The organism is Pectobacterium sp. F1-1 (genome assembly GCF_025643735.1).
Lineage (GTDB): Bacteria > Pseudomonadota > Gammaproteobacteria > Enterobacterales > Enterobacteriaceae > Pectobacterium > Pectobacterium colocasium.
In genome coordinates this window covers 1,532,010-1,545,096 of sequence record NZ_CP104733.1, presented here as the reverse complement: position 1 = coordinate 1,545,096, position 13,087 = coordinate 1,532,010, and the positions used below count along the sequence as shown (strand labels likewise).

General features: G+C 53.0%; 12 protein-coding genes and 1 pseudogene. 11 read left to right on the top strand and 2 right to left on the bottom strand.

Translation table 11 applies throughout. The features are described 5' to 3' along the window. Positions 1–36 precede the first annotated feature (36 nt). The 11 genes and pseudogenes from NAL19_RS06740 to NAL19_RS06690 form a co-directional block, all read left to right on the top strand. Positions 37–312 (top strand): annotated as a pseudogene (locus tag NAL19_RS06740) (DUF1869 domain-containing protein); the annotation flags it as partial. A gap of 512 nt (positions 313–824) precedes the next feature. Then, complete coding sequence (locus NAL19_RS06735) at positions 825–1,277, top strand: hypothetical protein (protein WP_225087487.1); 453 nt, start codon at positions 825–827, stop codon at positions 1,275–1,277. A gap of 108 nt (positions 1,278–1,385) precedes the next feature. Further along, complete coding sequence (locus NAL19_RS06730) at positions 1,386–2,192, top strand: hypothetical protein (RefSeq protein ID WP_263059191.1); 807 nt, start codon at positions 1,386–1,388, stop codon at positions 2,190–2,192. 333 nt (positions 2,193–2,525) lie between these two features. Continuing rightward, positions 2,526–4,397 (top strand): beta-glucoside-specific PTS transporter subunit IIABC, encoded by a 1,872-nt coding sequence (locus tag NAL19_RS06725; RefSeq protein WP_263059190.1) that lies wholly within the window; start codon positions 2,526–2,528, stop codon positions 4,395–4,397. Next, the gene (locus tag NAL19_RS06720) at positions 4,397–5,860 is read left to right on the top strand and encodes a glycoside hydrolase family 1 protein (protein ID WP_263059189.1); all 1,464 of its coding nucleotides are present in this window, start codon (positions 4,397–4,399) and stop codon (positions 5,858–5,860) included. The genes NAL19_RS06725 and NAL19_RS06720 overlap by 1 nt, the downstream gene beginning before the upstream one ends. A 96-nt stretch (positions 5,861–5,956) precedes the next feature. Next, positions 5,957–6,796, top strand: a complete 840-nt coding sequence (locus tag NAL19_RS06715; protein ID WP_263059188.1) for a PRD domain-containing protein — start codon at positions 5,957–5,959, stop codon at positions 6,794–6,796. Between the two features lie 234 nt (positions 6,797–7,030). Then, positions 7,031–8,077 (top strand): Fe(3+) ABC transporter substrate-binding protein, encoded by a 1,047-nt coding sequence (locus NAL19_RS06710; protein ID WP_263059187.1) that lies wholly within the window; start codon positions 7,031–7,033, stop codon positions 8,075–8,077. Next, a complete protein-coding gene (locus NAL19_RS06705) occupies positions 8,061–9,758 on the top strand; it encodes an ABC transporter permease (RefSeq protein ID WP_263059186.1) in 1,698 nt (565 codons plus the stop codon). The genes NAL19_RS06710 and NAL19_RS06705 overlap by 17 nt, the downstream gene beginning before the upstream one ends. Before the next feature lie 21 nt (positions 9,759–9,779). Further along, the gene (locus NAL19_RS06700) at positions 9,780–10,469 is read left to right on the top strand and encodes an ABC transporter ATP-binding protein (RefSeq protein ID WP_263059185.1); all 690 of its coding nucleotides are present in this window, start codon (positions 9,780–9,782) and stop codon (positions 10,467–10,469) included. 76 nt (positions 10,470–10,545) lie between these two features. Continuing rightward, positions 10,546–10,824, top strand: a complete 279-nt coding sequence (locus tag NAL19_RS06695; protein WP_180742476.1) for a type II toxin-antitoxin system ParD family antitoxin — start codon at positions 10,546–10,548, stop codon at positions 10,822–10,824. Next, positions 10,824–11,144: a type II toxin-antitoxin system RelE/ParE family toxin gene (locus NAL19_RS06690; RefSeq protein WP_263059184.1), complete on the top strand. Its 321-nt coding sequence runs from the start codon at positions 10,824–10,826 to the stop codon at positions 11,142–11,144. The genes NAL19_RS06695 and NAL19_RS06690 overlap by 1 nt, the downstream gene beginning before the upstream one ends. 118 nt (positions 11,145–11,262) lie before the next feature. Here the strand turns inward: NAL19_RS06690 and iolB are convergent, their stop codons facing one another. Both iolB and iolE read right to left on the bottom strand, forming a co-directional pair. After that, positions 11,263–12,099, bottom strand: coding sequence for a 5-deoxy-glucuronate isomerase (gene iolB / locus NAL19_RS06685; RefSeq protein WP_263059183.1), 837 nt, complete (start codon positions 12,097–12,099; stop codon positions 11,263–11,265). An 83-nt stretch (positions 12,100–12,182) separates the two neighbouring features. Next, positions 12,183–13,073, bottom strand: coding sequence for a myo-inosose-2 dehydratase (gene iolE, locus NAL19_RS06680; RefSeq protein WP_263059182.1), 891 nt, complete (start codon positions 13,071–13,073; stop codon positions 12,183–12,185). Between the last annotated feature and the right edge of the window lie 14 nt (positions 13,074–13,087).

Here is a 13,087-nt window from a genome sequence, read left to right as displayed (position 1 = left end):
TCATTATATATCAATTCAACTAATTAGAGGCACCACCAGAAAGTTTATCTCAAGCCGATGGCATTTTATGTGCCTGATTTCGCCACAAGTGCAGTGGTGGAATTGCTCAATGAACTGTCGTCAACCAGCGAAAATAAAAAAGGTTTTTTGCTAACGGTCACAAATAATAATAACGGCGTATCCGTCGATAAAGATCTCTCTACGGTTGAAGAATTAAAAGACAAGGCAATTTCTGCTGAAGCGGTAAAAGAGCTGGTTAATATCGTACGCAGTTACGATGCGGATGAAGAGACTAACGTCTGCGGCTGGTAAAGCAATATAGTTTCATCACTATTCAAGCTGCCCCTGTATCGATTTTCCCGCAGTTCGAATGATTTAAGCGCTACCTTTAGTACCCGCCCTCATTAAAACAGGCGCTGGATGTCTTTTGACTTACCAAGCGCCCCTGCCCCCCCTTCGATTATTCCAAATAACCATATTAGCATTAGTTGATTATCTCATTCAGTACGCGAAATCTGTCTATAGCGGTTCGTCTAACACAATCATCCCATTCTGGAGCAATAGAACATGCAAATTAATAATTATCATGATTATTATTAGCGAAGATAAACTAAGAATAGAAAGAAAATAGATTTTCAAAGCCTATAGAACGTTATGAAAATAACCATAAATACTTAAACATTTTTTATATAATGCCGATTTATTATTAAATCAGGCGGTCTGCCTGCGTTTATGGCTACAGCACACAGCGTCGTATTCCGCATAGTGAGTTAGAAAGAATAAAAAGACTGTGGTCGCAGATGAAAATACATGGAGTTTTTCAAATGAAATCAAGCAACATTCTGTTGTCCTCACTGTTCATGACAGCCCTTTTTGCATCAGCAGCGGCTAATGCGGGCCCGAAATTCAATGTCACTTTTAAGAATCTTGGCACATCCTCCGCCCCTGCCGCGGTTTTTTCGCCGACGACAACAGCCGAAGTGTTCTCGCAGGCGAATGCGTCTCCAAAGCCAAAAGAAAGCGTCAAATCTGGGGATTCAGATCAATATACGATCTCCAATCCAATCAGTGACGTTGGTTCAATGCATGTTCGTTACAAAGTTGGGGCCAAAGTTTGCCAGTTTGATATGACGTATACTGTGAAGTATGTGTTGGGAAATAAGATCCCACAATGGACTAAGAGCACCACGCCTAGCAACGGCGCACGCTGTGACTTAAGAGTGACGTATGCCAACGTCAATACTCACGACTCAGATGTAGAAATTACCATGAGATAGCACCCGTACTGAAAAATCGCTGAGCAACCACTCAGGCATTTTTTATGAATAGGGATAAGCAGCATGAGTCGTTACTTATCCCTGAATCACAACGAGTGAGAAGAACGAATGATTAACTTCAATGGCCTTTCAAAAAGTACGGTGGCAGATGCGCAGTCCACCAATGACAGTCGCTCGATAAAAAAGCAGGAAAACGTATCCGAAGGCACACAGTCTGCGTCTACGGCGTCTGATGGTTATTCAAATAAAAAGAATAGCGGCATTACAACGCTGGCAAAACAGCTCAGCGACGCCGCCGTCAGGGCCGAAGCCAGAGATGCTAAAAGCGACCGCAGTACATTGGCGGCCAGGGCCAGAAGTGTGGATGATGAACTGGTCGGCATGGGCTATGTCAGTAGTAAGAAAGCACACGATGCGGAAGTCCCCGATAGTGATGACCCCGAGCGATTAGCCAGAGCGAAACAAGCGACAGCGTATGCCAATGGTCAAGGAAGTAATCCCTTCAAAGGCCTGTCCCGTGAACAGCTTGCGCTGATTACCTATGACGATAGCGGAACCTTTACGGTAAATGAGCGGCGTGCGGCCTGGAGCGAGGCTTATGACCAGGAGCAAGTGTGGCGCACGATGGCCATGGCGCAAAGCAAACTGGAGTGGAGTCGCGGCGAGTTTAAACAAACCGAATTTTTCAAAATGGTGTTAGAGCACCATGAGAGCCTGCCATTAATTGAACAAGCGCAGGCACCGGAAGGCTATGTACCACGTCTGAAGTACCTGATAGAGATGGACTTCAACTTTATGACTGGGGAATCAGGCAAAGACGCCGATCCGTTCAACCGCCTGTTTGAACTCCTTTCCACCACCAAACTTCACTTAGAAGATGGCAAACTCACTCTGGATACCACCAAAGATGCCTGATAAGCAGATGATAACATCTGCCTAGGGCATTTATGGTTGTGCTGCGATGACCTCAAAAGCGCGGGTTTGATCTTTTTTTCGCGTGATTTTATTGGCGTACATTGCAGCATCAGCCCGGCGAATCACGTCATCAGGCTCCCCTTCCATTCTGCTATTACCATCACACTTACCCGTCAAGGCAGTACGATCTGTTTGACTTTCCCGCGTACCAGGACTTACAACAGCAGCACAGGCGTGTAACTAGTTTTCTAGGCAAGACCTGAAGCTATCCCACTCAACATCATGGGAGGAGCTTCAGGTCTTTTTTCGTTTCTGGATCAGGGGAACCGTCGTATGAGCCATACCGCAGCAGATAATAACGCGACAGCCTATGCCACCACCGCGGAAAAAATCATCACATTGGTCGGTGGAATTGACAACATTGAGCACATTGAGCACTGTTCTACGCGGCTACGGTTTAGCCTTTATGACAATAGTCAGGTGAACCAGCGCGAGCTGGAAAACGTGCCGGGCGTGTTGGGCGTTCGGGTCAACGTGCAGTGTCAGGTGATCATCGGCAGCGAAGTGATGCAGGTGTACGACGCGGTGCAGAACCTCGCCGCAGGCCGCAAAGAAACGGGCCGCACCGTGCCAGCAAAAACCAACCGCACGGCTTTTGTCATCGATTTTATCATCAGCGTATTTCAGCCGCTGGTTCCTGCGATTGCTGGCGGCGGTGTGCTCAAGTCACTGCTATTGCTGCTTGACCTGCTCGGCTGGCTCACTAAAGACAGTTCAACCTACAAGGTGCTGGATAACATCGGTTCCGCACCGCTCTATTTCCTGCCGATTCTTGTAGGGATCACCACCGCGATGAAGTTGAAAGTCAATGTGCTGGTCGCGGTTTCCGCTGTCTCGGTCATGGTGCTGCCGGCTATGTCTAAACAGCTAGCGGAAGGCGCGGAATTTCTCTCTCTCGACCTGAAAAACGTCGCTTACGCCTCACAGGTTTTCCCAGCGATTCTGTGCGTCATTTTCTATGCGCAAACCGAAAAGCTCTTCAATCGCTACTCACCAAGCTCCCTGCGTATTTTCCTGTCACCGATGCTGTCGCTGTTGGTTACCGTTCCCGTCACGCTGTTGGTTCTTGGCCCGCTCGGTTATGAACTCGGGGCGGGTCTGGCTAGCGTGATCCTCTGGCTGTACAGCAAGCTGGGCTTTGTGGCGACGGGATTGCTCGCCGCTGCGCTGCCCTTCATGGTGGCCTCGGGGATGCATAAGCCGATGCTGCCCTATGCCGTGTCCTCCATGAGCCAGTTTGGTAAGGAAATGCTCTATCTGCCTGCGTCGCTCGCACACAACATTGCCGAATCGGGTGCCTGTATAGCGATCGCGCTCAAGAGCAAAGACAGAACATTAAAATCGACGGCGCTTTCAGCCGGTATTTCCGCCCTGTTCGGCATCACCGAACCCGCGCTGTACGGGATTACGCTGCTGAATAAAAAAGCGCTCTACAGCGTGCTGGCAGGTAGTCTGGTCGGCGGTGCGTTTATCGGTTGGATGGCGATTGAAGCCTTTGCGCTGGTTGGTCCCGGTCTGGCTAGTATCTCCATGTTTATCTCGCCGGAAAATAGCTGGAATATCGTTTATGCCATCGCGGGTGCCGCACTCTCTTTTGTCATCGCCTTTCTCTCCGCCCTGTTCCTCTGGCGGGAAGAAAAACCCGTCGCGGCGGTAGAGACAGAAGAAGCCCATCACGCTATCGCTGAATACCCGTTCGCCAGCCCGATTGAAGGAAAAGTGATTCCGCTGGACAACGTGAATGACGAGATTTTCTCCAAACGCATTATGGGTGACGGCATTGCCATCATCCCCGAGAAAGGTGTGCTTTATGCGCCCGCGAACGGCACCATTGAGAACGTATTTGAAACCGGCCACGCCGTCAGCATGCTCACCGACAGCGGCGCTGAACTGATTTTCCATATCGGCATTGATACCATCAAACTCAATGGTCAGGGCTTTCAGCCGAAAGTCACGGCCGGCCAACAGGTTAATACCGGCGATGTCCTCATTAAATTTGACCTCGATAGCCTCATTGCCGCGGGTTACGATCCCGTCGTCATGATGGTTATCACCAACAGCGAGCGCTTTCGCGTGATACCGGAAGCCACTGACGCCCTCATCCATCCCCACACCATCATCATGACCTTAAAGGAGTCTGTGTAATGGATAAAAACATCGCATTCCCGGAACACTTTTTATGGGGCGGCGCGATTGCCGCGAATCAGGCCGAAGGCGCATGGAATGAAGACGGCAAGGGGCCGTCGGTCGCAGACGCCATTACCTGGAAACCGAATCTCGATTTGAAGAATTACCATGCCCACATGGCGCTGACGGACGACAACATCGCCGATGCGCTGAACGGTAAAAACGATGCATTCTACCCCAAACGGCGCGGCATCGATTTCTATCACCGCTACAAAAGCGATCTGGCACTGTTTGCCGAAATGGGCTTCAAGGTGCTACGCGTCTCTATCGCCTGGTCGCGCATTTTTCCAACCGGAGAAGACAGCATGCCGAATGAAGCAGGCTTACAGTTTTACGACGATCTGTTCCGCGAGATGCGCAAGCACGGCATCGAACCGCTGGTGACACTTTCACACTACGAAATGCCGCTGGCGCTGAGTGAAAAATACAATGGTTGGGTGCACCGCAACGTGCTGGATGCGTTCGTGCGCTTCAGTAACGTCTGTTTCGATCGCTACAAGAATTTGGTGCGCTACTGGCTGACCTTTAATGAGATCGACAGTATTCATCGCCATCCGTTTACTACGGCGGGGATCCGTGAAGAGAAAAGCGCCCCGGGACAGGCCAAACAGGATATTTATCAGGGACTGCACCACCAGTTTGTTGCGTCGGCCATCGTCACCCGCGACTGCCACGCAAAAATACCAGGCAGCCAGGTCGGCTGCATGCTGACCAAACTGACGACTTATCCGCACTCTTGCCGCCCGGAAGACGTCGAAGCCGCGCTGAAAAAGAACCTCGAAAACTACTTTTATGCCGATGTACAGGTGTTCGGTAAATATCCGCCGCTCATCAAGCGCGACCTTGAGCGACGCGGCATCCACATCACCATGCAGCCCGACGATTTGGCTATTCTCAAGCAACACACCGTGGATTTTGTGTCGTTCAGCTATTACATGTCGCTCACCGAATCCACACAGCCAGACGCCGAAAGAATACCGGGGAATACCGTTCTGGGCGTGAAAAACCCGTATCTGCCAGCCTCGGATTGGGGATGGCAGATCGACCCTATCGGGCTGAAAATCTCCCTGCTGGAGCTTTACGACCGCTACCAGAAGCCGCTGTTTATTGTCGAAAACGGTCTGGGGGCGAAAGACGTTGTCGAGAGCGGGAAAATCCACGATCCTTATCGCGTTGACTACTTTCGTTCACATTTCGAGCAAATGCGTGAAGCGATTGGCGAAGGTGTTGAACTGATGGGTTTCACCAGTTGGGGAGCGATTGACATCATCAGCGCGGGCACCTCACAGATGTCCAAACGCTATGGCTTTATCTATGTCGATCAGGATGACGAAGGCCACGGCTCGCTGGCACGCCTGAAAAAGGATTCCTTCTACTGGTATCAGAAGGTTATTGCGACGAATGGCGCCGACCTCTCCTGACAGGCAGATGCTTGCCGCAGGCAGTGTGAGCAACGACAGGGGACCGTTGTTATGGGAAGCAACGTGATTGAAAAAACCGTGTGATGGGAAAAAAACGTGATTAAAGTGAAAAAAGCGTTAAATAACAGCATGCTGTTGGTCGATCATGAGCAGCAGGAGATGATCCTGTTGGGTAAAGGCATCGGGTTTGGTGCCAGACCCGGCTCGTTGATTGATGTGACACACGTTGAGCAGGTTTTCATTCCGCTGGAAAACCTGAAATCACGGCATTTTCTTTCATTGACCGACACCATTCCTGCGGCTTTTTTTGACATCACCCATGAGATTGTCACGCTGGCGCAAAGTCAGTACGCCGAAAAGCTGAACTCGGTGCTGTTCTTTACGCTGGCGGAACATCTCTATTTCGCGGTTGAACGTAGCAAAACGGGCAACCATTTCATCAATAAGCTCAGTTGGGAAGTCAAACGCTATTACCAAAAAGAGTACGCCATCGGCGTGCAGGCGAAAGATCGCGTGTCGGCGCGTTTTAACGTCACGCTGCCCGATGACGAAGCCATCAACATCGCGTTTCACCTCATTAATGCCGCCGGCAGCGCCGAAATCGCCGATGCCCATCAACAGGTTCAGTTGGTGAACCGTCTGGCGGAAATTGTCCGCTACAAATTAAACAAGAATATTGACGTCAACGCCGTCGATTATCTCCGTTTTATCACCCATCTACGGTATTTCTCCGAACGGGTGATTGCCCGCAAAATCGCGCCGGGGCGCACGGACGATTTCTATCAGGAACTGCTGAAACACTACCCTGAAGCGATGGCAATATCCTGGGCTATCAGAGATTACGTGCAGGAAAAATACCAGATGGCCTTGCCAAAAGAAGAGCTCACCTGGCTGACCATGCATATCAGCAGGCTGGCAGAAAGCCAGACGCCATAGCACTCACCTCACAGCAGATAATCACCCGGCGCTGCTTTTACCCGCTCGCAGACCAATAAGGCAACAGATCGTCTCGCTGAGTCCGTATGTTGACCGTCATCACGATAACAACGCGCACGCACTAATGAGATTGCAAACAAGAGTGATTATCATATATAGTTTTTGTCACCTGCCGAAAATATCTCCTTATTTTATTAATTTACGCATCACATTCACTCTGGAGAAGATAATAACATGTCAAAAACGCTGTCTGTTCTGCGCAAAAAAGCGCGCCTGCTGACGCTGGCTTCATCGCTGATGGTGGCCTACGCCCTGCCTGCTGCCGCAGATGACTCTCTGACCCTCTACACCACGCGTGAACCCGGCCTGATTCAGCCGCTGCTGGATGCGTTCACCAAAGAAACGTCGGTTAAAGTCAATACCGTGTTCATCAAAGATGGCATGCTGGAGCGTGTGAAGGCAGAAGGCCAAAACTCACCGGCTGATCTGCTGATGACCGTTGATGCGGGTAACCTGATCGATCTGGTCGAAGCGGGTGTCACACAGCCGATTCAGTCCAGCACGCTAACCGAGGCCATCCCCGCGGCGCTGCGCGATAAAGACAATCAGTGGTTTGGCCTGTCGATGCGTTCACGCGTGCTCTACGCGGAAAAATCCCTGCCGCTGACCGGCATTACTTACGAAAATCTGGCCGATCCAAAATGGAAAGGCAAAGTGTGTATCCGTGCAGGTCAACACCCTTACAATACCGCACTGGTTGCCGCAATGATTGCGCACCACGGCGAAGCCAAGACGGAAACCTGGCTGCGCGGCGTGAAAGACAATCTGGCGCGTAAAGCCACCGGTGGTGACCGCGACGTCGCGCGCGATATCCTTGGCGGCATCTGCGATGTGGGTCTGGCGAACTCTTATTATGTCGGCCACATGAAGAATGCCAAAGAAGGCACCGACGCCCGTAAATGGGGCGATGGCATCAAGGTGGTTCAGCCTAAATTTGAAAACGGCGGCACGCACGTCAATATCACTGGCGCAGCCGTTGCACGCCATGCACCGCATAAAGATCAGGCGGTGAAATTGATGGAATATCTGGTCTCCGCACCGGCTCAACAGCTTTACGCACAGGCAAACTATGAGTATCCGGTTCGCAAAGGCGTCACGCTGGATTCCACCATTGGCAGCACGATCGGCGAAGTGGATATCGATAGCATCCCGCTGACCGACATCGTTAAATTCCGTAAACAGGCCAGTCAGTTGGTAGATAAAGTTGGATTCGATCAATAAGACCGGTTCGTCAACGATGCGCGGCGCCTTCGGGCGACCGCGCCTCTTTTTTTCTCCGCTTCGCATCGCTGCCGTCATCATTGCTCTCGGCGTACTTGCCCCGCTGGTGTCCCTGCTTTGGCTAGCCGCGGGCGCAGGTGTTGGTCATTGGGATCACCTGATGCGCTACGTGCTGCCCGATGCCGCGCTCAATACGTTGATTCTCCTGCTCGGCGTCGGCGCGCTCGTCATGGTGATTGGCGCAGGCTGCGCCTGGCTGGTGACCGCCTTTGATTTCCCCGGCAGGCAATTCGTTAGCTGGGCGCTGCTGCTGCCGCTGGCGATGCCAACCTACATTGTCGCGTTTGCCTGGCTCGATCTACTGCATCCCATTGGGCCGATTCAGGAAGCGATCCGCAGTGTGCTGGGCTACGACAGCCCGCGTCAGTTCCGCCTACCGGATCTGCGCTCCATGACGGGCGCGATTTTGCTGCTCGGTCTGGTGCTCTACCCGTATGTTTATCTGACCATGCGCGCGATGTTTATCAGCCAGCCAGCACATTTGCTGGAAGCCGCTCGTACGCTGGGATTAAGCGCAACGGGAACCTTTTTGCACGTTGCCCTGCCGATGGCGCGCCCTGCGCTGGCCGTTGGCACCAGTCTGGCCTTGCTGGAAACGCTGAATGATATTGGTGCCTCCGAGTTCCTCGGGGTGAATACACTGACCGTGACGGTTTACACCACCTGGGTCACCCGTTCGGATTTACCGGCAGCGGCACAAATTGCCTGCACCATGCTAACGGTGGTCATCCTGCTGCTGACGCTGGAATATTACGGCCGGAAAAACCAACGCTATGGCACCAGCCGACAGATGCGCGGCATCGTGCCCGCGCCGTTGAAAGGCGTTCGCGCCTGGCTGGCAACCTGCGCGACGGCATTACCGATCCTGCTTGGCTTTATCGCCCCAGCCCTCTTTCTGGCCTGGGAAAGCGCCAAACGGCTGGGTGATAACGTGACGATCTCCGCCGGACTGATACAGTCGTTACAGAACTCGCTTCTGCTGGCCGTTGGCGTCACGCTGGTCGTGACGTTCGTTAGCCTGATTATTGCGTGGTATGCCCGTCATTCGGCCATCACCGACCGATCGCCGGAACGTCGCCGCACCCTACTGAGAATCGCGTCGCTGGGCTATGCCGTGCCCGGTACAGTACTGGCGATTGGCCTGATGACACCCGGTATGGCGACGGATAATTTCCTCGCTGGATTGATTGGCTATAAAGGATTGCCGCTGCTTTCCGCGGGTATCCTGCTGGTGATCTGCTGCGCGATTCGCTTCATGGCGATTGGTATTGGCGCGCTCGATGCCGGGCTGACGCGCATTCCTCCCGTGATGGAGCAGGCGTCGCGACTGCTGGGCGAAAGTGAATTCGTCACGTTTTTCCGCGTACACCTTCCGTTGCTGCGCCCGGCGCTGGTGACCAGTGCGCTGCTGGTGTTTGCCGACGCGATGAAAGAACTCCCCGCCACGCTGCTGCTGCGGCCAGTCAATTTCGAGACGCTGGCGACCGTCCTCTATGCCGAAGCCGCCAGAGGCACCTATGAAGAAGGCGCGATTGCAGCACTGCTGATTGTGCTGGCGGGTACGCTCCCCGTTGTCCTGCTGGCTCGCAGCCAGCTAAAAACGTCGGTTGAGAAAGAATAAAAATCATGAGGAAGAGTCAAGGTGTCTGAGGCTACACTCGTTCTGAATAATGTCCACATCGCCTACGGGCACAAGCATAATGTTCATCACGTGCTGAACGGTTTTTCCATGGAAGTTGCCGCCGGTGAACTGGCCTGCCTGCTGGGTGCATCAGGATGCGGTAAAACCACGGCTTTACGCGCGATTGCGGGTTTTGAGCACCTGACTCAAGGAACGATTCACGTCGGCGGACGCTGCGTAGCCGGCCCCGACGTCCATCTGCCGCCGGAACAGCGCAACGTCGGCATGGTGTTTCAGGACTATGCGCTGTTTCCCCATCTGACCGCCGCGCAGAATATTGCCTTTGGCCTGAGAAAACAGCCGCAAGATCTACAGCAATCACGCGTCCGTGCCATGCTGGAACTGGTCGATCTTGCCGCGCTGTCGCAGCGCTACCCGCATGAGATGTCCGGCGGGCAACAGCAGCGTATCGCGCTGGCGCGGGCATTGGCTCCACAGCCTGCCGTGCTGCTGCTCGACGAACCACTATCCAGCCTCGACCCCGACAGCCGCAAACGGCTGGGGCAAGAAGTGCGCGACATCCTGCGCGACGCCGGACAAACCGCGCTTCTGGTCACACACAGCGAACAGGAAGCCGAGCTAATGGCCAGCCATATTGGCTATTTGAAAGAAGGTAAGCTCGATACTATTTCGATGAACCGAGACGGTTGATTCAGTGGCTCGCCCCTGACAACATGGGAAATAATGAGTATGATTAAATCCTATCGGTAAGTTCAAGGGGTAGGCAATGAGAACAACACAACAGATGAGTATAACGCTACCGAATGAAATGGCTGCTCAGGTGAAAGCCCGAGTTGCCAGCGGTGAATACGCGTCAGAAAGTGAGGTTATTCGGGAAGGACTTCGAGCGCTGATTGCACGCGATAATGCAGTAGAGAGTTGGCTGCAAGAACAAGTCGTTCCCGCCTGGAACGCGCTGCAACGCGGTGAAACAGAAAGCCTCAGCAGTAGCGACATTAGAAACAGATTAAAAGCAGAGTTCAGGAAGATGACCGGAGAAGAGTAATGGACTACAGGGTCGTATTCGCACCGGAAGCGGAAGAACAACTGGCAGCACTGTACCGCTACATAGCGAAAGTTGCCTCACCCAAAACCGCACTCAGCTATACCGAAAGCATTGTCAGTTATTGCGAATCGCTTGAGTTATTCCCTGAAAGAGGAAACCAGCGCAGCGATATCTTACCAGGGCTTCGTGTTACCAATCATCGTAAAAGAACACTCATTGCTTTTATGGTGGAAAAAGAGAAAAAAGCGGTAACGGTTCTGGGCATTTGGCATGGCGGTCAGGATTATGAAAGCGACCTGCTGTCAGATGAAACTGATTAAAAGCATCTGGTTAACCCACTATTTTTCCAGAAATGCGTCTCCCCAAATAATAGGGCAACGACCTACAAGTTATCCATAAGCCACTGCCCATACTTAAGCTCGCTTGCCATTATAGGAACTACACGTTGCCCCGCCGGTGTTTATCCGCATACTCGGGGCTGTTGATCCACTGGTGATCCGCTTCCCAGGTGAAACGCCACTGGCGCGTCGGGCCTGCCATCACATTCAGATAATAACTGTCATAGCCTGCGATAGTGGCGACAGGGTGATAGCCACGTGGCACCTGCACCACGTCCTTATCGTAGACCGCCATGCATTCATCTAATGAACGGTCATCGGTATAGACGCGTTGCAGGCAAAACCCCTGCTCTGGATTCAAACGATGATAGTAAGTTTCTTCCAGATAGGTTTCGTTCGGCGGATTATCGACATCGTGCTTGTGGCTGGGATAGGAGCTGGTGCAGCCTTCATCGGTGTACACTTCGACTACCAGCAGGCTGTCTGCCGCGTTGTTTTCCGGCAAAATATTATGCACATAGCGCTGATTATTGCCGGCACCACGCTGTTCGGCGTCGATATCCTGCGGCGCGATCAGCCGGGTTGGATGCGTGCCGAACCCCGGTGCGGCACAAACCGCCAGTTCCAGCGCCGTGTGCGCCGTGACCGTCACCGCCTCTCCCGCCGTGACATAAACCGCATAAGGCTTTCTGCGCTCAAACGGGCTCATTCTGTCGCCAATTTGCTCGAAGCGCTCGCCCGGCGTGACCACCGTCGCTTTGCCGCTCACCAGCACCAGACAATGTTCGTTATCGCTGGCAGGTAACGAGAGCACCTGTTCTGATGCCAGTTGATATACATCGAACCCCACGTATCGCCAGCCTGCCGTTTCCGGCGTGATGTGCTGCGTACGGCCATGTTCGTCAGGGGCACGATGGCGTGATAAGAGTCGGGACATCTTTTTGCCTCCATATCTACCCCAATTTCACGCTGCCTGTTGGTTAGCCGGCAGCGTGAATACTCAGGGAATATCTCTACAAATCAGATCAATTCTGCCTGTTGAGCGAAACGCTGCAAATTATTGTAGCCCAGCGTCGCATACGTCAGCGGATGCGCGACAGCCGGATCCTGCTCCGCTTCGACAACCAGCCACCCGCTATAGTGATGGGCTTTCAGGATGCTGAACACCGCCGGATAGTCGACGCAACCATCGCCCGGCACGGTAAAGACACCGCTCAGCACTGCGTCCAGAAAACTGGTCTTGCGATTTTTCACATCTTTCAGCACATCAGGGCGAATATCTTTGCAGTGAACGTGATTGATGCGGTTAATCCAGCGCTTCGCCACCGCCACCGGATCGGCACCCGCGAATGTAAAGTGTCCGGTATCCAGCAACAGCCCAACTTCCGGCCCGGTATGTTCCATCAGATTATCCACGTCCTGCGCACTTTCAATCACCGTGCCCATATGGTGATGATATGCAATCTGCACGCCCTGACTTTGCGTGTAGCGCGCAAACTCGGTCAGCTTTTTGCCGTATTCCGGCCAGCGATCTTCGGGGAAACGCGGGCGCAGATGAACCGGCTTCTGTTGGTCGCCGTGAATCGCCCCCGTCACTTCGGCAAACACCAGCACCGTCGCACCGAGGTCGCGGAGCAATGCCAGATGCCCCTGCACGGCTTCAATCTCTTCTTCCACTGAACGGGTGAGCAGTTCGCCGGAATACCAGCCGGAGACTAAGCGCAGATCGTGCGCTTGCAAAATGGGCCCCAGCACGCTGGCTTGACGTGGGAACTTGTTGCCTAATTCAAAACCGACGAAGCCAGCCTGCCGCCCTTCACTCAGGCAGGTTTCCAGCGGCGTTTCCGCGCCCAGAGAAGGCAGATCGTCATTGGTCCAGGTGAGTGGATTAATACCAAGTTGAACAGTCATGTTATTTCCCTTTA